Source organism: Saccharibacillus qingshengii (assembly GCF_013185195.1).
GTDB lineage: Bacteria > Bacillota > Bacilli > Paenibacillales > Paenibacillaceae > Saccharibacillus > Saccharibacillus qingshengii.
Genome location: NZ_JAAZWC010000009.1, coordinates 39,293 through 63,487 on the forward strand (window position 1 = coordinate 39,293; position 24,195 = coordinate 63,487).

The window sequence follows — 24,195 nt, forward strand, 5'->3', positions numbered from 1 at the left end:
TGCGGCCGCGTGACAGCTTGTGCGGCTTATTCCGGTTCTATTAGGCTTTCGCCCCTTCAAAACGCATGATGCGTTCGAGTTTACGCGTGATTTCTTTCTGCCATTTCTTGTCGCCGACCTGAACGGCCACGTTAAGCAGAACCAGGTAATCGTCGAAGTTGAGATTCACTCTTGAAGTCGATGGTTGCATACGAGGGTGCGCTCCTTTGAAGTCAAATCGCCGTGCAGGAATGATAATCATTATCACATCTTCTAATTCCTATTATCCATACTTTTAAGTAAAATGCAACGAGCGATTCAGCAAAAAAAAGAGAATTTTCATTATAATCCTTTAAATTTGACGGAATTGCGTCGGTGGAAAAGCCGGAGCTGCGTAACGAAAAGTCTGCCGGATACGTTTATAGGACAAACAGAGGAAGCGGCGCTTCCGGAGAGGGGGAGCCTTTGCTTCGCAATCATCGAACTTTTTATTGGATTTTCGCGGGATTGGCCGTCGCTGCGGCTGCCTGCTGGATCTTCAATCTGGCTTATTACCGGGAAGGGCAGCTGGAGAAGCCTGTTTTTCTGACCCATTATATCGAAACGGAGAACGATGAAGGTACGCTTTTCGATCTGTATGTGCTGGAAAATCTCGAGGAGGAACAGCAGATCGCGCAGATTCGGATTCCCGGATTGGAACGTGCGCAGATCGCCGTATCTTCGCGCAGTTCATACCGGAATCAGGAACTGGTTAAATATACGGTCCAATTGGCGGGGGAGTCGGCCGACGATGTCCGCTTTACCGCGCGCAGCTCCGATTGGCCGCTCGTATTCAAGCAGATTGAAGTGGATTACGCGGACGGCACACGTTCGACCGAGAATATCGGAGAAATCCATCTGTATCCCCGTCCGTCCGCTGAGCCGGTATTGACGGTTCCCCAGAGTATGTCATCGAACGGGCAGGAGGGCCAATCGACGCTCCAGGCGGAAGAAGACCTGCGAATTACCGGCGTGGATACGGGATTCGAAGTGGGACTCGGCAGCCGCTTGGAGTTGTATTGGGGCGACGAAGTCGGGGAGTGGGACTTCGATCAGCCTTTGGAAGAATGGGGGCGCGGTTCACTGCTCGGGGAAGCGAAATTTCCGATGGAACTAAAAAAAGGCGGAACGACGAAATTGGGTTACCGCTTCCTGGACCAAGCCGATGACGATTGGGCAACGGTGTACCGTCTGATGCCGCGGATCCGGACCGAGAGTTCCGATGGAACTTCCCGTATCCTGTCCGTGTTTGTAGACTACGCGCCTTATCCGGATGAACAGCAGATTCGGCGGTTCATCAAGGAGAGGAGAGAGGAATCATGAAAGCGGCTTTCGGCAATATGTTCTGGGGCATGCTGATTGTGCTGCTCGATATCCGGATCGGCTTCGACCTGCTGATCGACCCGGTCGGGTATCTGCTTGTCGCTTACGGGATGTCCCGAATAGACAAGGCGATCCCGCTGTTTCGTGTCGGCAAATGGATCGCAGTGCTGCTGGCGGCGGTATCGATTCCCGCTGTATTCGACCCGGGAACGGTCGGAGGCGGTTTTCAGGCGCTGTTCGAAAGCCGAACTGTGGAAGCCGGCTCTTGGTCCGATATTTGGCTGACCAGTCTGCTGGGCGATTTCGCCCTGATGCTGCTGATCTATCTGCTGTGCGAAGGCATATGCCGGCTGGCGAAGCAGCAGGGCGAGGCGGGCCTGGACCAACAGATGCAGGGAGCCTGGTGGCTTTATTTTGTCTCGAGCGCTCCGATGATGATCTTGTCCCCGTTCTTGTTGAACTTCGATATTCCGGGTCTGTTCGCGATTTTGTTGGGGGTGGGGTTTGTCGGACTGATCGCTTTCGTGCAGCTGCTGCACGGATTTCGGCGGGCGGGCCGGGATCTGGACGAAGCGGACCCGCAGCATCGGCTGGATATTCGGATCTAGTACCTTCTCAACTCTTAATCACAGGTTTACGTTTCTCTGAAACGCACACGCTTCTGGTGCGATTCAGGGGAGCGTATTCCTACCTTTAGTGTTGACAAGGTACTAGGACTTTGTCAACTCTTAATCCGAGGTTTACGTTCCCTTCAAACGCACATGCTTTAGGTGCGTTTGAAGGGGGTGTAACCTTACCTTTAGCGTTGACAAGGTACTGGCGGAGAAGCGATGCACAAGATACACGGAAGCTATCCGCCATAACAGCAACAGCCCTGAATTTGTCCGGATGGACAAGTTCAGGGCTGTTCTGTCTTCCGCAGCCATGCGCCGCGGATTAGACTTCTATCCGCGGGAATTCGGCTGACCGCCTATCAGGCTATCGGGACAACTTGGCCGATGCCGCTTGATCGATCAGACGCGAAGCTCGATCGCGAAGGTGCGAATCTCATACGGCTCAAGCGTAAAGCCGATCGGCGTTCCGGCCTGCCGGTCGCCTTGCGGCCGCTCCAGCAGGTCGCATTCCTGCCAGGAAGCGATCGTCAGATCGCTGGCGAGCGTCAGACGCCGACGGCTGCCGGAGAAGTCGTGCACGCGCACGATGACGGAACCGCCGTCTTCGGAGCGCTTGACGGCCGAGATCATGGCCGTCGGCCGCTCGGCGAAGCCGCCTGCACGTTCCGCCGCGTTCTCCAGGCGGAACATCGACAGGGCCGCCCGAGCCGGCGCGCCCGGGGAGACGCGCAGCGGATCGTTGAGCGCCCAGGCGCTCGGGACCGTGCCGCCGGCCAGCCAGTCGCCGGCGTGCGGCAGCAGCGAATACGTAAATTCGTGCGCGCCTTGGTCGGCTTCGGTGTCCGGATGCTGCGCGCACTTGATCAGCGACAGCCGCATCACGTTGTCCTTGATGTCGTAGCCGTATTTGCAGTCGTTGAGCAGGCTGACGCCGTAGCCTTTGTCCGACAGGTCGGCCCATTGGTGGCCGACCGTCTCGAAGCGGGCCATATCCCAGCTTGTGTTCCAGTGCGTCGGCCGCGTGACGTTGCCGTACTGCACGTCGTACGTCGCTTCGGTCGCGCGGACCTGTACCGGGAACGAAGCTTTGAGCAGGACGCGGCGTTCATGCCAGTCCGCCGTCGTCTTGAAGTCGATGCGGCGGTCGTGCGCGTAGAGCGTCAGATGCTGCTCAATGCGCGAAGCTTCCGTCTCCCAGACGAAGGAGATCACGCAGCGCAGCGGACCGTTCTCGATTACGGAGATGTCCGTCAGATTGTAGAGCTCCCACGATTTCTGCTGGTAAAAGAGATCGACGTCCCAGGCTTCGTGCGCCAGCGGCTTGTCTTCGAACAGCTGCAGGACGTTGCCGCGCTGACCGGAAGCCAGCACTTCGCGGTCTTCGTCGCGGTCGTAGATCCGCGTCAGCTGGCCGTGTTCGTTCCAGTCCAGCTCATAGAACGGCGTCGAGACGCCGCTCTGGCGCGGCGTGAACGGTCCGGCCGGTTCCGCCGATGCCGGATTGGCCGATCCGCCCGGCTCGAACGTCAGCTCCGCATAGCCGAGCGCAGGGACCGCCGAAGCTTCGACGAGCCAGCTGCCGTTTGCAACCTGCGCGTTCAGCGGCTCGCCGAGATGGTTTTTCCAGACGCCGCCCGGTGACTGCCCTTCAGGACTGCCTGCATGGACGCCGTCTGTGTCCGCGGTCGGAATCTCGATCAGCCCGCTCTCCGCCCACGGCGAAGAGTTCCAGACCGTATAGCGTCCCGGCGCAGGAGACGAAGCGTTCACGCCTGATGTTCCTTCCAAGGATTCCGGGCCGCGCACGTCTGCCGCCGCTTCCCTCTTGGAGGCCGCCTCGTTTTCTTGGCTTTCGATCTGCACTTTGCCCGCCAGCAGCCCCTGCTCGGCGGCGCTTCGGGCTTGCAGCCCCAGCCGCTGCGCTTCCGCGTATTCGATCGTGCTGTCTTCGTACACCTCGCGAATCGACGAGCCCGGGATGATGTCGTGGAACTGGTTGCGCAGGATGATTTTCCAGCCTTCGTCCAGCTCTGTTTTGGCATACAGATTCCAGTCTTCCGCCGTCACGGCATGCAGCGCGCTCAGCCATTCGCTGCTGCGGTACAGCAGTTCGAGCTTGCGGTTCATGCGCTTGTTGTACGCCTGGCTCGTATAGGTGCCGCGGTGGTATTCCAGATACAGCTCGCCGTCCCAGGTGTGCACGTAGCTGTCGGTCTGCTCGACCGTCTCGCGCAGTTCCCGGAAATAATCGCCGGCACTGCCGGTCTTCATCTTCGGCAGGCCCGGCATCCGGTCGATCCGGCGGCGCATCTCCAGCATGTTCCGGTTCACCCCGCCGCCTCCGTCGCCGTACCCGTAGGAGAACAGCAGCTTCTGGTTCATCTCCTTGTCGCGGTAGGCGTCCCAGCTGCCTTGAACCGTCTTGGGCATGATGTTGCCGTTATACGTGTAGAACCACGAGCCCGGACCGGACCACGGTTCCGTCGTCGTGATGAAGTGCGTCAGGATCTCCGTGCCGTCCATCCCGCGCCACATAAACGTGTCGTGCGGCATGCGGTTGTATTGGTTCCAGCTGATCTTCGTCGTCATGAACGTGTGGATACCGGATTTTTTGAGAATTTGCGGGAGTGCCCAGCTGTAGCCGAACACGTCGGGCAGCCACAGGTAATCCGACTCGACGCCGAATTCTTCCCGGTAGAACTTCGTGCCGACCAGGATCTGCCGCACCAAAGACTCGCCCGACGTCAGATTGCAGTCCGCTTCCAGCCACATGGCGCCGCCGGCTTCCCAGCGTCCTTCCGCCGCCCGCGCCTTGATGTCCGCGTACAGCTCGGGATAATCGGTTTTGACGTAATCATAGAGCTGGGGCTGAGTCTGGAGAAACGTATACTCGGGGAACAGCTCCATCAGGCGCATGACCGTCGAGAACGAACGGGCCGTTTTTTCCCGCGTATGCTTGAGCCGCCACAGCCACGCCACGTCGATATGGGTATGGCCGACCGCCGTGATCTCGACCGCCGAATGCTTCTCCATCCCGTCGATCGCGCCGGACAGCTCATCGCGCGCTTCGCGCAGCGACTCGTAGAAAGCGTCGGAGCCCGGCGCGTTCCAGTCGATCCGCAGCAGCGAACGGTCCGCCGCCTTGAGCAGCTGCGAGCGTTCCGGCAGATTCTCGGCGAGCACCGCCACCGTCTCGGAAACCGCCAGCAGCGTGTAATAGTAGTCGTCCGCCGCTTCGTCGAGCCAGCACACTTCCGCGATGCGGATACCGTGCGTCTGGTCGCGCTGCACGCCGCCGCCTTCGAGGCCGGACCACAGGCGCAGCGTCAGGGGCACCGCGGTGCCGGCCGTTTCCTCGTTGAAAAAGACTTCCAGGTGATTGGAATCGACGCCTTGGTAAGGCCTGCCGTGCAGATAGAAGAGCGATTCGAAACCGGAATTATTGCCTCCGCCGGTCTCGCCCAGATCGAAACGTCCGAGGATGCGGCGTCCGGCCCATTCGCCCGGCACGTCCACTTCGGCGTGGAGCCACAGGTACAGGTCGCGTCCGCTCCACGTGTCGCCAATCTTGAGCGTACCGTCGTAATCGGCCGGAGCGGGAATCTCGGGATTGATCTCTTTGCGCGTATCTTCCATGGAGCGGAACGCCGGGATCGGCATCCGGTCGCGGTAGCGGTAATCGGCCAGCTCGTGTAGGCGGGAACGCAGTTTGGCTTCGGTCAAAAACATAGGAAAAAACCTCCTTGTAGTACCCTTTCAACTCTTAATCACAGGTTTACGTTTCTCTGAAACGCACACGCTTCTGGTGCGATTCAGGGGAGCGTATTCCTACCTTTAGTGTTGACAAGGTAGTAGGGCGCTTAGATAAACGCTCGGGTAGTTGGGCGATTGTCAAACGGCCGGAGGCGGGCAGGTCTGCGACAAGACCGGGGATCTTCGCCGTTTACGCGTAAATGTGCCGGAGTTTGCAGAAGCTGAAGCGATCTTGGGGGATCATCAAGGCCATTATAAGCGGAAGTGGGACTTTTTTTAAAGCGGAATTCGCGACAAAAATGACCAATATTGCGACATCGACACAAATGGGTTTGCCGCCGGCAAACGCCGGTGGTACACTGTGCGCAGAAAAGAACGGACCGGACGATCAACCCTTGAGCCGGCGGGAAGGGGAGCGGTATGCGCGCTGTTCGCAGATTTTACCTGAATCATCTGAAGCGGAAAATGTTCAACCGGATCGTGCTGCTGTACTCGGTGGCGGCGGTGGTTCTGTTCGTTTTTGCGGCGGGACTGATGTACCAGTACCAATACCAGCGGACGATCCGCGAAGAGACGGATGCCAATCTCAAGACGACGCATGTGCTCAGCCTCTACCTGAACCGGCAGTACGAATATATGCAGAATCTGCTTCGGCAGGTGTACAGCGACGGCACGGTGAGCGACGATATGATCTATTTTCTGAATCATGATTACGAAGACTATCTGGGCTACCGGCTTAACGTATTCGCGGACAGCCAGGGTTCGAGAAGCCGTACGTTCGATCTGGCCGTCAAAAATTATATGGAGCAGGATGCGTCGGTCCGCAGCGTGTCCGTGTACAGTTATGCGCGGGGATTCTCGATGTATGTGGGGCGAAGCAGCCGCAGGATTGATTTTGAAAGCGGTTCCGACCTGCCGTGGCGCGAGTGGGCCGCGAACGGCCGATCGGGATTCTGGAGCGTGCCGCCGGGCGGCGGCATACCGGAAGGGGAAGTGCCGGGGAACGGCGGAGTAGGCGAAGGAGCGATCGGCGGTGAGCAGGAGAGCGCGGCAGCGGAAAAAAGGGATGCCGCAGGCGGCGTGAACGCCGGACCTCTTCCCGGAATCCCGCCGGACGGGGCCGGGCTTGCAGAAGCAGAAGCAGATAGCGCAAAAAGCTCCGGAACTGCGCCGGACAAGCCGAAATCCGGACGCTATATGTACGCCCGCGAACTTCAGGACCCGTGGACGCTTCGGCGAATCGGGATGATGGTTGTCGAATTCGATTCCGCGAAGCTTGAAGCCCTGCTGCAAAGCCAAGCGCCTGCCGCCGGAGGTCAGGTACTCGTATTGGCGGCGGACGGGACGGTGCTCTACGATTCGGAAGCCCGCTATACGGGTGAGGTCTACCCGTATCGGCCGGATGAATCGGACGGCGCAAGCGAAGCGGGAGGCGATCTGCCCGGCGGAGCGTTCCGGACGAACGAGCTGAGCGTGGCGGGATCGGGTCTGTCCGTACTGGGAGTCGTATCGGGTGCGGCCGTCGACCGCAGCATGGCCGGGCTGAGCGGCGCCCTTATTCTGGGGACGCTCCTGTTCGCGGGTGCCAGTCTGGGCCTTGCAGCCGGTATCATCCGCTCGCATTCCAAGAAAGTCCAGCGGATTATCCGCTCGATGGGCCGGATCGGCGCCGGCGATCTGTCCACGCGGATCGAGATGCCCGGCGAGGATGAGCTGCAGCAGATCGCCCAGCGCATCAATGCGATGTGCGAGCGTCTGGAGACGTATATCGATAAAGTGTACACCTCGGAAATTCGGCAGAAAAACGCGGAGCTTGCGCTGCTGCAGTCGCAGATCAATCCGCATTTTCTGTACAACACCCTGGAATCGATCCGGATGAAAGCCTATTCGATGGGCGCAGAGGATGTCGGCAAAATGATCTACAGCCTGTCGGTTATGTTCCGCAGTCTGGTCAAGAAGAGTACGATCGTCACCGTGCGCGAGGAGATCGAGATCTGCTCGATGTATCTCGATTTGTTCCGGATCCGCTACGAAGGCCAACTGCAGATCGGGATCTCGGTGGCGGAAGAAGCGGCGGACTGCCGTATGGTCAAGCTGCTTGTCCAGCCGGTGGTGGAGAATTACATTCTGCACGGTTTCCGTCCGCTGGACGAAGACAACCGTATCGAAGTCCGCGCGGAGGCCGCAGCCGGGCGTCTGAAGATCGCAGTCGAAGACAATGGAACCGGAATCGCGCCGGAACGTCTGGCCGAGATTCGCCTCATGCTCGAAGGAGGCGCCCCGGCTCCCGACAAAGAGCATCGTTCGATCGGCCTTATCAATGTACACGAGCGGATCCGGATGAACTACGGCGAAGAATACGGGGTATCCGTGGAGAGCACGGAAGGAACCGGAACAACGGTGAGGATGGTCCTGCCGGCCGAAGGTTGAACGGAGAGTGGCGGAGGAAGTAGACGGCAGGCAGGCGTAGAGGTACGCGTTGTGGGGAAATGGAAAATCGACGGCGAAAATGCACGGCGAAAGACAATCGGTGACCGAACAGATGAGCGAGAAGCGGCGAGATCCCAACGGCGAGATGCCAGACCGTTAACTTCATCATTTAACTGCATAAGAACCGTTATTTGCTTGAAAAAGAGCGAATCCAGCGTATTAACTGCAGGACAACCGTTATTTCGAAAAGGTAGGGCTGATTTGTTCGCTTTGGCAGGAAATAGCTGTCGGTGTGCCGTTATTTCGGGGACAGGAACGGCTGCTTTTAAAATAACTGCTTCTGGGACGTTATGGGATTTGCGGAGTGTACAAGAAAGGATGGGACGGGTATGCGTACGGTATTTTTCGTCGACGACGAGCCGCTGATCGCACGGGGAATGTCGTCGATTCTGGATTGGGAGAAATACGGGCTGCAGCCCTGCGGCCAGGCGGGGGACGGGGTGCAGGCGCTGGAACGTCTGGGGGACACGGGCGCGGATCTGGTGATCACGGATATCATGATGCCCCGAATGAACGGACTGGAGCTGATCGCCGAACTCAAAAAGCATCATCCGAACATGCGCTTTATCGTGCTCAGCGGCTACGAGGAATTCGAGTATGTCAAAGTCGGTATTCGGCTTGGCATCGAGAACTACATCCTCAAACCGATCAATATCGAAGAGCTGCAAGCGACTGTTCGCCGGATCGGCGAAGTGTGGGAGCGCGAGGAAGCAAGCCGGGTCCGGCAGGAAGAAGACCGCCGGGTCCTGCGAAGCAACGTGCTCGTCCGATGGACGCAGGGCGAGATCGGCCGGGAAGAACTTCTGCAGCGGGCGGTGCTGCTGGAGATTCCGACCGACTGCGGCGAGTATCGGGTCGATGTGATCCGGGTGCTGGTAGGTGAAGGAGGCGCCGAGTCCGCCGCGGGGGACGCCGTCGAGCGGCAGGCGGAAAGAGGAGCCGGGCGGGCCGGGCTGCCCGCCGCGGGGGACGCCGCCGAGCGGCAGGCGGAAGGAGAAGCCGGGCGGGGCGGTATGCCCGCCGCGGGGGACGCCGCCGAGCAATGGGCGGAAGGAGGAGCCGGGCGGGCCGGTATGCCCGCCGCGGGGGACGCCGCCGAGCAATGGGCGGAAGGAGAAGCCGGGCGGGGCGGTATGCCCGCCGACAGCGCCGCTGTGCGGCCTTCGTGCCTCGCCGAAATCTGCGAGGCGCTGCTTGCCGCCGCCGAGCCGGGCGCGGCGGCGATCTGCTTCGCGGATGCCGACGACGATATCGTCTGCATTCGCTGTCGCAGCGCGGCCGGAACGCCGCGCCAAGCGTCTTCCGGCGCTGCGCTGCCGGAAGACGACCCGGTGGCCGAGGCTGCGCGGGAGCTCGGCCGACGGGTCGGAGCCGCCGTCTGGCTGGCCGGCGGCGGATCTTCGCCGGACATGGCCGGCGTGCACGCCAGCTTCGCAGAGGCGCAGGCCCAGCTGCGCCGCCTGCTCCCCGCGGGGGAGCGGCAGCTTTGGATCAGCGGGCCGGATACCGCGCCCGAACCGCAGGGCTCTTCCCTCTCCTGGGAAGAGCGGCTGCTCGGCGGCGCTGCGGAAGCCGCCGAATGGCTGCCCCGCCGCGAGCCGGTGAACACGGCCGTACGGCTCATGCTGGAATCGGTCCGCACGGACGGCGCAGCCGAACCCGCGGAGCCGGATTACGGCGGCCTCTACGCGCCGCTCCAGCGTATCCGTACGCTGGAAGAACTGCGGCGGCATGTCCGCCTCTTTCTTCGCGGAGACTCGGCGGCAGGTGCCGGACAGGCCGCGGCGGGACCCGCGCACAGCGCGCATGTCGCTTTCCTGCTGGAGCAGATTCGCGACCATTACGCGGAAGAACTGTCGCTCAAGACGCTGTCGCAGCGGCTCGATCTGCACCCGAACTATCTGGGGCAGCTGTTCCAGCAGGAGACCGGGGGCAATTTCTCGGATGTACTCAACCGGCGCCGAATCGACCGGGCGACGGCGCTGCTGCTGCATACGAACCGCCGAACCGCCGAGATCGGGGCGGAGGTCGGGTATACGGACAATTCGTATTTTTACAGGCAGTTCAAGAAATATACCGGCCTGTCGCCGACCGAACTGCGCAGCGCTTACGGAGGCGACGGCTGATTTGGGCTTGCCGGCCGCTAACGGATCGTATATCCGTTAGCGGCCTTTTTCGCGGCTGCCCGAAGATTTAACGGAACGTAGAGACGCTTAGAAGCCAAAAAGGGTCGGAAACGCGCCCAAAACCCCCGCGTTTCTCGTCTAAGCGTCTGCTCGTTCCGTTAAAAATTTACCGTCGCTCAAATCCCGTTCTAAGCGCCGCCTCGTTCCGTTAGCATCCGGACCGGGTGTGCGATCGCGCGGGCCGTTAGCCGAAGCCGCTTCCGGCGCGCATCTGCCACTCCGCCGCTTTCCCGAAGCCGCTTCGAACGCCCCTGCCACTCCGCCGAGCCCCGAGGCTGTTCCCTGCCCATGCACCGCTCTCCCGAAGCCGCTTCCGGCGCGCATCTGCCACTCCGCCGCTCTCCCGAGGCCGCTTTGAACGCGCCCCTGCCACTCCGCTGCTTTCCCGAGGCCGCTTCGAACGCGCGCCTGTCACTCCGCCGAGCACGAAGCTGTCCCCTGCCCATGCACCGCTCTCCCGAAGCCGCTTCAGCCGTGCCCCTGTCACCCGACCGCTCCCCCGAGGCCGCTTCGAACGCGCGCCTGCCACTCCGCCGAGCACGAAGCTGTTCCCTGCCCATGCACCGCTCTCCCGAAGCCGCTTCGGCCGCGCCCCTGCCTGCCCGCCCGCCGGGTTCCCGGCAGCCGCTCCCGCCGAGCCCCTTCCGCAGTCCTTTCCCGCCCCCAAAAGGGGCTTTTCTTTACTTTGTCCACCTGAATCTAACATTATTCAACTTGTTGGAAGATAGCGCTTTCAATCACAATAGAAAGTGTCGAAGGCGGGTGGCGAGACGGGAGGCAGGCGATAGGTACAGACGCTTGTCCGCCCGGAGCGAAAGCGATCTTGGGGGATCCGACCGCGCCGCGCACACCGCCGTTTACAAACGCCATGTTTCGAGGAGGAATCATCTTGACGGCCTTTTGGAAAAAGATCGTGCGCAACCGGGCGCTGCTGCTGCTTGTTCTTCCCGGAACGGTCTGGTTCCTGATCTTCGCCTACCTGCCGATGTTCGGTACGGTGCTGGCGTTCAAAGATTTCCGGATCAGCCCGGACGGATTTTTCGCAAGCGTTCTCAACAGCGAGTGGGTCGGATTCAAGAATTTCGAATATCTGTTCCGGACCAGCGACGCCTATATCATCACCCGCAACACCATTTTGTATAATGTCGCGATGATTATCCTGGGATTGGTCAGCGCTGTCGCTTTTGCGATTCTGCTGAGCGAACTGCTCAACAAGCGGATGGCCAAAGTGTATCAGACCGGCATGTTTTTGCCTCACTTTCTGTCGTGGGTCATTATCAGCTATTTCGCTTTTACCTTCTTGAGCCCCGACAAAGGCGTGCTGAACCAACTGCTGACCGCGCTCGGCATGGAGCGGATCAGCTGGTATTCCGAACCGGCCTACTGGCCGCTTATCCTGCTGTTTGTCGGCATCTGGAAAGGAATCGGCTACAGCAGCGTCATTTACCTGGCGGCGATCACCGGTATCGACAAGTCGTATTACGAAGCGGCGACGATCGACGGCGCGCGCAAATGGCAGCAGATCCGCTACATCACGCTGCCGCTGCTGCGCCCGCTGATGATTATCCTGACGATCCTGGCGATCGGGGGCATTTTCCGCTCCGACTTCGGGCTGTTCTATCAGCTGCCCAAAGACTCCGGTGCGCTGTATCCGGTCACCAACGTCATCGATACCTTCGTGTACCGCGGGCTGATGAATATGGGCGATATCGGTATGAGCACGGCGGCGGGTCTGTATCAGTCGCTTGTCGGCCTGATCCTGATTCTGACGACGAATTACATCGTCCGCCGAATCGACCGCGACCAGGCCATCTTTTAGAAAAGGAGGATTGGGCCATGGCACAAACGTTCATCAAACCCAGGGAAGCCGGCGAAGACCGTCGCGGACGCAAGAAGCGCGATTACAACGCCATCACTCCTTTTTGGAACGTGATCTTCAATATCGGGGTCGGGCTGTTCGCCTTCTCCTGCGTCTTCCCGTTTCTGTTCGTCATTATGATCTCGCTGACGGACGAACAGACACTTGCACTGGAAGGCTTCAGCTTGTGGCCGAGCGAATTCAGCACCGCCGCTTACCGTTACGTGTTCCAGTCCGGCAATGAGCTGCTGCTGTCGTTCGGCGTCACGCTTGCGGTCACGGTCATCGGCACGCTGCTGACGCTTGCGCTGGTGACGACGTATTCGTACGCACTGTCGCGCCGCAGTTTCGAATTCCGCGGATTCTTCAGTTTTCTGGCTTTTTTCACCATGCTGTTCTCGGGCGGCATGGTGCCGGGCTACATCGTGATGACCCAGTTTCTGCATCTGCAAAATACGATCTGGGCGCTTATCCTTCCGTTGTCGCTCAGTGCGTTCTCGATCATCGTGATGCGCACCTTTTTCCAGACGACGGTACCGGACGAAGTGGTCGAATCGGCCAAGATCGACGGGGCGGGCGAGTTCCGGGCTTTCTTCAGTATCGTGCTGCCGATCTCGCTGCCGGGGATCGCGACGATCGGGCTGTTCAGCGCACTGGGGTATTGGAACGACTGGTTCAATGCCCTGCTGTACTATAACAATCCCGATCAGACGCCGCCGCTGCAGTTTCTGCTGATGCAGATCGAGAAGAACATGGATTTCCTGACCAAAAACGCGCAGTACCTCGGGAACTTCGACGCCGCCGCGGGTCTTCCGACCGAGACGGTTCGTATGGCGATGGTCGTGCTGGCCACGCTGCCGATCGTGCTGGCGTATCCGTTTTTCCAGCGGTATTTTATTCAGGGCCTGACGGTCGGTTCGGTCAAAGGCTGAACGGATCGGTGAACCCGATGTTTGTTGGACAAGGATTCGACGGCTCAACGGGACTTCCGGTGCGTCAAGCACCCGAACGTTCCGTTCGCGCCGAATCATGATAGCGTTACCATTTTGAATACGGAGGGGTCTGTTATGTCAAAAAGAAAAACGCTGCCGCTTGCGCTCGCTTTGATGCTGATGATATCGGTGCTGGCGGCGTGCGGCGGAGGCGGAGCCGCGGACAAAGGAGCACCGGCCAAAGAATCCGAAGCGGTGCAGAGCGACGGAACCGTGGATGTCTCGAAGCTCGATCCGGTCACGCTTAAGCTGTACCTGATTGGTCCGACGCCGAACGATCTGCCGAAGGTCCAGGAAGAGATGAACAAATACTTAACGGAAAAGATCAACACCAAACTCGATATTTCGATGATCGATTGGGGCGACTACACGCAGCGGATGCAGGTTATTACAAGCTCCGGCGAAGATTACGATATCGCGTTCACGAGCGCCTGGGCGTTCGATTACCTGCCGAATGCGGCGAAGGGCGCGTTCCTGCCGATCAACGATCTGCTCGACCAGTACGGCCAGGGCATCAAGGATACGATCGACCCGCGTTTCCTCGAAGGAAGCAAAGTGAACGGAGTCAACTACGCGGTACCGAACCAGAAAGAACTGGCCGGCCAAGCCGTATGGCGCTTCAACAAAAAGTATGTGGACAAATACAAGCTTGATCTGGACAGTGTGACGACGCTCGAAAGTCTCGAACCGCTGCTCAAGACGATCAAGGAAAGCGAGCCGGCCGATATTACGCCGCTGGCGGTGCCGAAATCGTTCAAGCCGCCGCTGCCGTTCGACTTCCTGATCGGCGACGAGATTCCGATCGGCATGTACCTCGATACGAAAGACAACAAATATGTCAACGTGCTGGATACGCCGGAATTCAAGCAGGCCCTGACGACGATGCGCAAATACTATCAAGCCGGCTACGTCCGCGAGGATATCGCCACGCTTGAAGGCATCGACAACATGAAGACGGGCAAATGGCTGGTCGACAAAGAGATCACGCAGCCGTACGCCGATCTGCTGTGGTCGAGAAGCGCGGGCTACGATATCGTCAGCCGCCCGATGCAGCAGCCGGTCATCGCGACGGGTTCCGCCGCAGGTTCCATGATGGCGATCTCGTCGTACTCGAAAAACCCGGAGCGCTCGATGATGTTCCTCAACCTGCTCAATACCGATCCGGTGCTGCGCAACATGATCCAGTACGGTATCGAAGACGTGCACTATAAGAAGCTCGAAGGCAATTACATCGAAGATCTGCCGGCCATGTCGGAAAATTACGCCATGCCGGGGTTCGCGCTCGGCAACCTGTTCCTGACCTACCTGCATGAAGGCGATCCCGAAGACAAATGGGAGCAGTTCGAAGCGTTCAACGAATCGGCGCTGGTCGCTCCTTCGTTCGGCTTCAACTTCGACACCGCGCCGGTCAAGACGGAAGTCGCTTCCGTGACCAACGTCGCCAAGGAATTCATTCCGGTGCTGTTCACCGGTTCGGTCGATCCGGAAGAATACCTGCCGAAAGCGCAGCAGAAATTCAAAGACGCCGGAATCGACCGCGTTATCGCCGAAGCTCAGAAGCAGTATGACGCCTGGGCGGCGGAGCAGGGCAAATAACGGCATACGAACAAGGAAGAACAGAACGACCGTAACCGCTGCATGACGTTAGAGCAAGTCGGCAGCCGCGCTGCAGAGGCCCGTCATTTCGTGCTTTTTTCGCCAAACGGAGAGAGAAAGAAACGAAATGCGGCGGCTTCTGCAGCTTTTTGCCGTTCAGCAGGCAGCTGCCGGGCTATCAAGGACACCGACGCATTCCGTGATGCTTTACGCTTCAATCCGATTCATCCAATACGCCTACCGGGAGGAACGACACTCGATGAAGATGCACACACGCAAGCCTGATTGGACAGCGAAGACCGCTTCCCGCACCGATTCTCGGCCGCAGCAGAGCCCGCCGACCGCCGGCCCGTCCGCTTCACCTTGCGAATCCCCGTCCGTTCGGAGCCCTTTCCGCATGTGGCGCCGGACGCTCGGCACCGCCGCCGTTACGCTGCTGGCGGTTACCGCGCTGAGCTTTGGCCCGCAGGCGGAAGCCGCCCAGCCTTATTCGTCTTATTGGTATCCGAATACGCTGCTGGAATGGTCGCCTTCGTCCGACCCCGACGCGCCGTTCAACCGCGGCTCGATTCCGCTGCAGAATAAGCGGATCCAGGGCGCACCGGTCAATCCGAATGCGGACCCCGACGCGCAGGTCATCGCCCTGTCGGCTATGTATCCGAGTACCAGCGGCGCTCCGTCGCAGGGGTCGGAATCGTTCCATACGTATGCCTTCGGCTTCTGGCAGTATGTCGACAAACTGGTCATGTGGGGCGGATCGGCGGGAGAAGGCGTCATCGTGCCGCCGAGTGCCGATGTGATCGACGCGGCGCACAAGAACGGGGTGCCCGTATACGGCACCGTCTTCCTGCCGCAGACCGAGCACGGCGGCAAAATCCAGTGGATGCGCGATATGCTGAAACGGGATGCGTCCGGGAAATTCCCGGTTGCGGACAAGCTGGTGGAATCGGCGCGGTATTACGGCTTCGACGGCTGGTTCATCAATCAGGAAACGCAGGGAGGGACGGCGCAGGACGCGGCGGATATGCAGGACTTCCTGAAGTATCTCCAGCAGATCAAAGACCCGGGGATGGAGATTCTCTGGTACGACTCGATGATCGAATCCGGTCCGATCCGCTGGCAGGGCGCACTGAATACGCAGAACGACGGATTTTTCCAGCAGAACGGACAGACCGTCTCGGACGCCATGTTCCTGGACTTCCGCTGGCAGTCGTCAAGTTACCTGCCGGGCTTCCGTTCTTCGCCGGCCGCGGCGGAGGCGCTCGGACGCAGTCCGTACGATCTGTTCGCCGGTGTCGACGTGGAAGCGAACGGGAGCAACGGCCGCTATAACTGGCCGGAGCTGTTCCCGCAGGGCGGCGCTCCGATGTCGCTTGGCTTGTACCGGCCGGATTGGGCGTTCAAAACGTCGCAGAATCAGGCGGAGTATCTGGAGAAGGACGAGAAGTTCTGGACGGGACCCGCGGGAGATCCGAGCCGCTCGGCGGCGATCGATCCCGCCAATCCGTACGCCTGGCGGGGAATCGCGGCGGATATTGCGGATAAGAGCGCAGTGACGGGTTCCGAGTTTATGACGCACTTCGGAACGGGCAACGGGAAAATGTTCGCCGTTAACGGCGAAGTGGTCCGCGAACGGGAATGGAGCAACCGCAGTATCCAGGACATCCTGCCGACATGGCGCTGGATGACCCGCACCGAAGGCGGCGGGCAGGCGCTGGAACCTTCGCTGGACTTCGAGCGTGCCTATTACGGAGGCAGTTCGCTCAAGGTCGCGGGCAATCTCTCCAAAGGCTCTTCGACGACCGTGAATCTGTACCGGACGCAGATTCCGGTGGACCGGACGATGGAAGTCTCGGCGGCCGTCTACGGAATCAACCGCAATGCCTCTGTCCAGATCGGTGTCTCGTTCACGGATTCGCCGAACGACTATGTCTTCCTGGAACCGAAAAATTGGCAGTCCGCGGGCAAAGACAAGTCCTGGCAGCGCGGCAGCGTCAAGCTGAACGCCTACAAAGGCCGCACGGTGGCGGGCCTTGCGCTGAAGTTCGAAGGCAAAGCCGCAATTACCGGCTACGAAGCCCATGTCGGCGAGCTGTCGCTGCGAACGGTCAGCGATGCCGCCCGCAAGCCGGCCGCCGTCACCGGACTGACCGTAACGGAGAGCGATTTCCGGGATGGCATCTACGGCGATGCCCGCTTGAAATGGAATGCGCCGGCCGCCGGCGAAGCGGCGGCGTTCTACCGGATCTACTGCGAACGGGCAGACGGCAGCCGCGAACTGGTCGGCGAGACGCCGAATACGGTCTATTACGTACCGGAACTGCGCCGCGCGGACGGCGAGGACCGGACGAAGCTGGTCGTCGCGGCGGTCAACCGCCACTACGAGGCAGGCAAGGAGAGCACGGCCTCGATTCAGTGGCCGGCCTATCCGGCGCCGCAGGCGAACTTCGAAGCCGACCGCACGCTGATCGCGCCGGGAGCAAGCGTGCAGTTCACCGACCGGTCGTCGGAAGTGACCACCGAATGGAAGTGGAGCTTCCCGGGCGGAGAACCCGCTTCGAGCACCGAACGCAATCCGAAGGTGGTTTATCCCGAAGCCGGCGAATATGAAGTGACGCTGGTTGCGAAGAACCGGGTCGGCGAAGACACCCTGCAGCGGAAGATGATTACGGTGACGGACGAAGCGGCTGGCGGCGTATCCGATCTTGCGCGCAGTGCCAAAGCTTCGGCGTCGGGCTTTACCAATGCCGGAGAAGCTCCGCCGATGGCCGTAGACGGCGACGACAAGACCAACTGGTGCGCGGTCGGCGAAGGTCCGCATACCCTGACGCTTGATCTGGGCTCCGCCCGAAAGATCAGCGAGTTCGTCGTCAAGCACGCGGAGACCGGCGGCGAACCGGCCGCGTTCAATACGCGGGCGTTCACCATTCGCGTAAGCGGCGACGGAGAGAACTGGACCGACGCCGTGAACGTGACCGACAACGCTGCCGGTCTGAGCAAACATGCGATTCCGCTGACTTCGGCCCGCTATGTGCAGCTTGTCGTGGACAAGCCGACGCAGGGCGGCGATACCGCGGCGCGGATCTACGGGTTCGAGGTCATGGGGCTGAACGCAGCCGAATGATCGTACCTTCACGACATTTCATTTAAAATCGCCAAAAAGCGGTCCGGCTGTTAAGCCGAACCGCCAGGCTGTCGAGAAAGTCCCATTCGTGTGAAAAGCTTGTCGGCTGCGGGAGAAATTCGTTTCGGTCGCGTGTTGAAATCGGGGAAAAAGATTGGATTTTAGAGGAATTTCCCCGATTTCAAAGGCGAACTATAGCATAAGCTTCCGAAGTGCATTTCTTCGAAATGCTTTAGCTCCTACACTGAATTTCTCCCTTCGCCTCCTCGCTTCACTTGGAAGCAGACTTTCTCGACACGTGGAGCGGTCCGGCTGTTAAGCCGGACCGCTTTTTTTGTGCTTTGGCGAGCGCTGCGCTTTTATTTCGACAGCCATACCCGCATCATGGAGAACAATTTTTCGACATCCAGCGGTTTGCTGATGTAATCCGACGCGCCGGCAGCCAAGCACATTTCCCGTTCTTCCTTCATGGCTTTGGCCGAAAGGACGATGATGGGTACGCTGCTGAACTCGGGTTTGGAACGAATCTGCTGCATCGCTTCGTATCCGTTCATCTCGGGCATCATGATATCCATCAGGATGAGATCGTACGAAGGGTCGCGTTCCAGCACTTCCAGCGCTTCGCGGCCGTTCTCGGCGATGCCGACTTCCGCGCCCTTGTTCTCGAGCGCGATCGAAATGGCATAAATATTGCGCGCGTCGTCGTCGACCAGCAGCAGCTTGCGGTTGCGGAACAGTTCCAGATCGCCTTCGCGATCCGCGGGCATGGCGAGCTTCGATACGCCCGGAGCAATGGCAGCGCGGCTCGGTACGGGAGCAGGCTTGAACATCAGATCCGCTTCGTCCGTCTGCGAATCGCGCAGATCGAGCGGAAGAATTACGGTGAACGTACTGCCTTTGCCATCGGCGCTTTCCACGTCGATCCGGCCTTTGAGCAGCCGCGAGAACTCGCGGCAGATCGATAATCCGAGCCCCGTTCCTCCGTATACGCGCTCCGTCGTGCTGTCCGCCTGGCGGAAAGCTTCGAAGATCAGGCTCCGCTTGTCGTCCTTGATCCCGATACCCGTATCGGAGACTTCGATCTTCAATTCGCGGCTTCCCGGTCCCGTTTCCGAATCGACGGTGCCAATCTTGAGCTTCACCGAGCCCTGCGGCGTAAACTTGATCGCATTGGACAGCAGATTTTTGACGATCTGCTCGACACGTCTTCCGTCTGTCCAGATCAACTCCGGCGTATCCGGTTCAAGGCTCGCTTCCAGCACAAGGTTTTTGCGTTTGGCGATTTCGCTGAACAGACCGAGCATCGAATGGGGGAGTTCCGTCACGTTGTACGGTTCGATGAGGACGTCCATTTGGCCGGCTTCCGCTTTAGCCAGGTCGAGAATATCGTCGATCAGAGCCAGCAGGTCTTTGCCGGAGCGATAGATCGTGGAGGCATATTCTTTCTCCTGTCCGCTCAGCGAGTGATCTTCTTTCTCGGACAAAATCTGCGACAGAATCAGGATGCTGTTCAGCGGCGTCCGCAGTTCGTGGGACATGTTGGCGAGGAACTCGGACTGGAACTCGGAGTTCCGGACCAGCTCGCTCTGCACGACTTCGAGCAGCCTGTTCTTCTCTTCGACCTGCAGGTTGGTGCGCTCGAGCTGTTCGTTGGCGCCGCGGAGCGTATCCTGCTGGCTGCGCAGCTCTTCCGATTGGGCCTGCATTTCTTCCGACTGGGACTGCAGCTCTTCCGCCTGTGTCTGTAGTTCTTCGGTCAGCATCTGCGATTCGCGCAGCAGGCGGTCGACTTCCATCCGGCCGGCTACGCTGTTGAGCGCGATGCCGAGCGTATTCGTCAGCTGTTCAACCAGGTGCTTCTGCGCAGGACTAAAAGGTTCGAGTGAAGCAAACTCCACGACCGCTTTGATCCGGTTCTCAAACTGAATCGGCACGATCAGAAGACTGGCCGGCGCCGCTTGTCCCGTTCCCGAAGCAATCCGCAAATAATGCTCCGGCACGTGGGCGATCGAGAGAATCTCTCCGCTTTCCGCGGCGCGCCCTACCAGCCCTTCGCCGATTTTGAAACTTTCGTGAGGTTCTCCCGAAGGATAACCGGCAAAGGACGAAATCCGTTTCAAGTCGTCGTTTTCCGTACGCAGATAAAATACGCCGTAAGCCGAGCCCGTCAGCGGGACCACTTTGCGCAGAAAGGTATAGGAGAGCTGATCGAGCGTGTTGATATTCTGGTACAGCGCCGAAGACTCCGCCAGCGCCGTCTGGATCCAATTGTATTCGGCAAGTTCTTCGTTCAATTCGCGGGCTTTGCGGTTATGGGTCTCCAGCGAAGCGGCCATTTCATTGAACGAAAAAGCGATATTTCCGATCTCGCCGTGCGGATCGGTATGAAGGCGGGGAAGCGACTCCGCATTGTTAAAATCGACACCGCGCATCACATCGCTTACCGACTTGAGACTGCGTGTCGTACCGCGTATGGTCCAGAACATAAGGAAAATAGAGAGGAGGATGGTTACGGGAATAGCGATTCCGATTACCCACAGCGTGATTCGGGTGATTTCGCCCGTACGCTTGCGGGATTCTTCCAGCGCCTGCTGCTGAACGGATTGAAAAGCATCGAGGTTTGTGACAAGGTCGGCGCGATTCCGCTCCGTGATGCGGCTCAGCTCCGCCGCCGCATCTGCGCTGCGGCCGCTGCCGATCTCTTCGGCCAGCGTCTGCGCGGAATCCAGATAGGTCTCGTAATCGACCCGGATCGCGGCAAGGCGCGCACTGCCCGGATCGCCGCCATCGAAGCTTTCGGCGATCAGCAGATGCTCCATGGCCTGGCGGCGGTACTGCTGAATCTGTTCAATCCGCGAAGCGACCCGGGATCGGTCTTCTTCGGCGACGAGATGGACCAATTCGCTGTCCAGTGTATAGAACGTGCTACGCAGGTCAGAGACGGCTTTGACCTTTCCGTAACGGGCTTCCATATCGACGTTGACCGATTTGTTGTTGAGATAGAGGAACACGGAAGCTGCGGCCAGTACGATTAACAAAATAGCCAGCAGACCGCTGAACCCTAAAATCTGTCTCTTCTTGTAGTTCAAGTGGGGTGTCCTCCAGACTGGATGTAGGTCGGATCGGATGTGTCAGATAAGTTGTGCTCAACTAGTACCTTGACCGAATCAAATCTGAGGTTTGCGTTCATCGGAAACACGCACGGTTCAAGCGGGTTTTCGAGGGGCGTAACCTAACATCGTTATCGGTCAAGGTACTAGTATAAACCAATTTCAGCGCCTTTGCCCTACAACGGCCGAGAGAATCAGAAAATGTTTGATCCGCATAGAGCAGGAAGCTGGAGCGCCGTCCATGGTCTACGGGGCAGCCTCTACTTCGAATACGGGCACGGACCGTTCTGCCGGTTCGGAAGTATCCGGCGCTGTGTGGGTCTCCGGCTCCATATCCGCTTCTGGCGTTTCTTCGGTGGCGATGCCCGGATCGAGTTCGACAAAAGAAAACACAAGGCCCTGAAGCTCGTATACGGCGCTCTCGCCTTCTTCTTCGGCATCGATCGGATGAGCGGCGCGCAGCGTTTGTCCGCCGTCTTCGATCGTGTATCCGTCCGCTTCGACGCGGAACATCGGCGTGAAAAAGCCGCCTTTCAGGCGGATAGCGGTATAGACCGCCTCGCGCGAGAGCGACTCGGACTCGATGACGACGACCGGAGTCGTCCCGTCGGACAGCTGCTCCTGGATCTTCAGGCTGCGGGCGTTCGCAGCAGCCAGGTTCTGCGGAGCGCGGTATACGGTCCGGCCGCTGCCAAACTTGAAGCCGAAGTGAAGAAGACCTTCTTCGTCCAGCGCGGCGACGTAGACATCCGCGCCGAACCGGTCTGTTCCGCTTATAGTCAAGGAGTAAGTATGCGACGAATCATTCAGTTGGAGGATGCGCAGCGGTTCGGCTTCCATCCAGGCTTCTTCCGCTTTGCGGACCGCTTCGGCCGTATCGGCATAGCCGTCCAGCGCTTGATACAAGGCGATCGCCTCCTCAAAGCGGCCGTCCGTAATCAGCGAACCGGCCCGATCATTCAGTTCGCCGATCCGCGTTTCGATCCAGCCGGACCGATCGGAAGACATTCCCGTTTCCGAGACGAAGTCCGCAAAGTTTCGGGCATGCGAAGCGAACGTCGAATAGGATGAAGCTTCGAGATCTTTGCGAAGCACCGTGCGGGCTGTCTCTTCGGCCTGCTCTCCGACCCACGGCGCCTCCATGCCGATCGCGGCGTAGTTGGCCAGCGTAATCTGCGCCTCATCCAGCATGCCGGTGTAATTTCCTGCGGCGGCGAGCTTTTTGAGCTTGCGGCGATCGTAATCGGCCAAAAGAGTATTCAGTTGGTCGGTTTTGACTTGTTCCTGAGTTTCTTCGTCCTGTGCGTTCTCGGTCTGCGTAGCGGCGGAATCCGGGGAAGCATCGTTCGGATTCTTTCCGGCAAAAAAAGCCGCGGGGATACGCAGCAGCTGCTCTTTGGCGGATTCGTCGCGGTAATCGCCCGATTCGAGATTGCCAGCCAGCTTCTGTTCGAAGCTTACCCGAAAAGCGGAGAATCCGGCGGCCGCCGTTTCCGCTGCGGCGTACCGTTGGTCAAGCTCGCGGTATTCGGCGGCGAATTCGCCGTCCAGAGACAGTTTCCCGAAATCGGCATAGACTTCGTAAGATCCGAGAAACGCTTCGAAATCGCCGGTTTCCGCCGCGTTCAGCAGTTCGCTTTTGGACAACAGGATCTCTTCGCGCAGACGGGTAATCGGAGCCAGTTCGGCCAGACGCTCTCGGACCTGCTCTTCCCGGTAGCGGATGACGGTGTTCGAGAGTGCCGCCGCATAAGCGGATTCGGCCGCGATTCGCCGCTTCTCCGTGTAGAAGGCATCGGCCTGCCGGACCTGCCGAATCTTCGCTTCGACCCGGAATCCTTTGACCGTTACGGCCGCAAACGCGGCTGCGCACAGAAAAATCAGCAGATTGCGCAGGGTCAGCGCACTGCGAATCGTCATAAAGATATTGTAGAGCTTTTGACTCATGAGAAATCGCCTTCATCGCCGGATGCGTTTCGCCTCGGGCTGCGTCCGCCGAAGCGGACGCGGTAGACCTCGTCCGCTTCGAGCTTCAGCGGCTCCAGGCTTCCGGGATGCTGGGCCAGCACTTCGCGCAGACGCTCGAGCCGGTCTTCGGGCAGCTTGTGCGCATAGCGGCGGATAAAGTCCGGGTACAGTTCGATATATCGCTTCATCCGTACGGCAGCGCCCGCCACAGACGCCAGAATATGGTCGCCGCGGGGCAGACTGCGAATCTGGGGTTCGTACCGCAGACAGTAGCGGATTGCATTTTCTTTGATCAATTCGCGATTGAGCCGGGCGACCTCACCGATATAGCCGGCCAGATGCGCGGAGAAGCTTTCCATAATCAGCGAATCCACCAGCAGATCCATATCCCGCCGGAGCAAGAACGTCTGCAGCAGTTCCGCCTGCAGTCCGCGAATCGGATCGTTGCGCAGCAGCGTATTGACCTCGCGCAGCATCTCGTAGGCGCGAGCGGGTTCGGATTCGAGCCGGGCTTCGGCGGCCCGGATATCCTGAATCAGGCCGTGCCGGATCCGGTCGCGGTCTCTGGCGAACAGGCGGTCGGTCCGGATCCGGATCTGCGCTTCGTAGGACCGGCGCTGGGCGAACGCCAATAGGCCCGTCAGCACAACACCGGCGGCTGCCGAGATGCCGATCCAGGGCATCGTCTCGGCGAAGAACATGGCGAGCAGGGTCAGCAGGGCGGCAAACAGCAGCTCCGACTGCATGGAGCGCCGGGTCTCGCGCCGGGCAGCCGCCGGAATGTCCGACAGCGTTCGGCTTCCGCATGACGGACAGACGTCCGCAGACAATACGGTATAACTGCCGCATTTGCGGCAGACCCGAAGTTTGTCGTAGGCATACCGGGTGCGTTCGTAGGGAGTGAAGGTGACGTTCAACTTTTTGTTCATTCGCGTTCACGCCGATCGTTTAGAGTATTGAGCAGCCGTTCGTCCAGTTCCGCCCGTTCGGGCGCCTGTTTGGGGCTTCGCATATAGAGAAAGGATTTAATTACCGTAAAAAGAAACAAAATCCCGAGCATTCCGTATGTGAGATAAATCAAATAAGCGGACAATGTCTGCACGTTCCTTTCCGGGCTCGATTTCGGCTTCGCCCAAGCCTGACGAAGCACCCAAACGGAAACA

The 24,195-nt window shown here is 59.4% G+C and carries 13 protein-coding genes; 8 read left to right on the top strand and 5 right to left on the bottom strand.

The window, feature by feature from the left end:
- Nucleotides 1–40: 40 nt before the first annotated feature.
- Nucleotides 41–190 carry a hypothetical protein gene (locus HRQ60_RS09765; RefSeq protein ID WP_172195629.1) on the bottom strand — a complete coding sequence of 50 codons (150 nt, stop codon included), beginning with the start codon at nt 188–190 and terminating at the stop codon, nt 41–43.
- A 254-nt stretch (nt 191–444) separates the two neighbouring features.
- On the opposite strand from HRQ60_RS09765, the gene HRQ60_RS09770 reads away from it, so the two are divergent.
- Together HRQ60_RS09770 and HRQ60_RS09775 are read left to right on the top strand one after the other, a co-directional pair.
- Entirely contained in the window at nt 445–1,341 is an 897-nt protein-coding gene (locus HRQ60_RS09770; protein WP_172195630.1) for a hypothetical protein, read from the top strand.
- The gene (locus HRQ60_RS09775; RefSeq protein WP_172195631.1) at nt 1,338–1,949 is read left to right on the top strand and encodes a hypothetical protein; all 612 of its coding nucleotides are present in this window, start codon (nt 1,338–1,340) and stop codon (nt 1,947–1,949) included. The genes HRQ60_RS09770 and HRQ60_RS09775 overlap by 4 nt, the downstream gene beginning before the upstream one ends.
- A gap of 405 nt (nt 1,950–2,354) precedes the next feature.
- Here HRQ60_RS09775 and HRQ60_RS09780 read toward each other — a convergent pair whose 3' ends face one another.
- On the bottom strand, nt 2,355–5,684 hold the full coding sequence (locus HRQ60_RS09780) for an alpha-mannosidase (protein ID WP_172195632.1): 3,330 nt from the start codon (nt 5,682–5,684) through the stop codon (nt 2,355–2,357).
- Between the two features lie 444 nt (nt 5,685–6,128).
- On the opposite strand from HRQ60_RS09780, the gene HRQ60_RS09785 reads away from it, so the two are divergent.
- The 6 genes from HRQ60_RS09785 (at nt 6,129) to HRQ60_RS09810 (ending at nt 17,954) form a co-directional block, all read left to right on the top strand.
- Nucleotides 6,129–8,138 (top strand): sensor histidine kinase, encoded by a 2,010-nt coding sequence (locus HRQ60_RS09785; protein ID WP_246281252.1) that lies wholly within the window; start codon nt 6,129–6,131, stop codon nt 8,136–8,138.
- A gap of 389 nt (nt 8,139–8,527) precedes the next feature.
- The gene (locus HRQ60_RS09790; protein ID WP_172195633.1) at nt 8,528–10,324 is read left to right on the top strand and encodes a response regulator; all 1,797 of its coding nucleotides are present in this window, start codon (nt 8,528–8,530) and stop codon (nt 10,322–10,324) included.
- 949 nt (nt 10,325–11,273) lie between these two features.
- Nucleotides 11,274–12,203, top strand: a complete 930-nt coding sequence (locus tag HRQ60_RS09795; protein ID WP_246281253.1) for an ABC transporter permease — start codon at nt 11,274–11,276, stop codon at nt 12,201–12,203.
- 17 nt (nt 12,204–12,220) lie between these two features.
- Nucleotides 12,221–13,174 (top strand): carbohydrate ABC transporter permease, encoded by a 954-nt coding sequence (locus HRQ60_RS09800; RefSeq protein WP_172195634.1) that lies wholly within the window; start codon nt 12,221–12,223, stop codon nt 13,172–13,174.
- 135 nt (nt 13,175–13,309) lie between these two features.
- Complete coding sequence (locus HRQ60_RS09805; RefSeq protein ID WP_172195635.1) at nt 13,310–14,830, top strand: ABC transporter substrate-binding protein; 1,521 nt, start codon at nt 13,310–13,312, stop codon at nt 14,828–14,830.
- Between the two features lie 259 nt (nt 14,831–15,089).
- Nucleotides 15,090–17,954, top strand: a complete 2,865-nt coding sequence (locus tag HRQ60_RS09810; protein WP_246281254.1) for an endo-beta-N-acetylglucosaminidase — start codon at nt 15,090–15,092, stop codon at nt 17,952–17,954.
- A 359-nt stretch (nt 17,955–18,313) separates the two neighbouring features.
- Here HRQ60_RS09810 and HRQ60_RS09815 read toward each other — a convergent pair whose 3' ends face one another.
- From HRQ60_RS09815 to HRQ60_RS09825, 3 genes are all read right to left on the bottom strand, one after another.
- Nucleotides 18,314–21,043, bottom strand: a complete 2,730-nt coding sequence (locus tag HRQ60_RS09815) for an ATP-binding protein (protein ID WP_172195636.1) — start codon at nt 21,041–21,043, stop codon at nt 18,314–18,316.
- Between the two features lie 267 nt (nt 21,044–21,310).
- A complete protein-coding gene (locus tag HRQ60_RS09820; RefSeq protein ID WP_172195637.1) occupies nt 21,311–23,011 on the bottom strand; it encodes a hypothetical protein in 1,701 nt (566 codons plus the stop codon).
- The gene (locus HRQ60_RS09825; protein WP_172195638.1) at nt 23,008–23,961 is read right to left on the bottom strand and encodes a hypothetical protein; all 954 of its coding nucleotides are present in this window, start codon (nt 23,959–23,961) and stop codon (nt 23,008–23,010) included. The genes HRQ60_RS09820 and HRQ60_RS09825 overlap by 4 nt, the downstream gene beginning before the upstream one ends.
- Between the last annotated feature and the right edge of the window lie 234 nt (nt 23,962–24,195).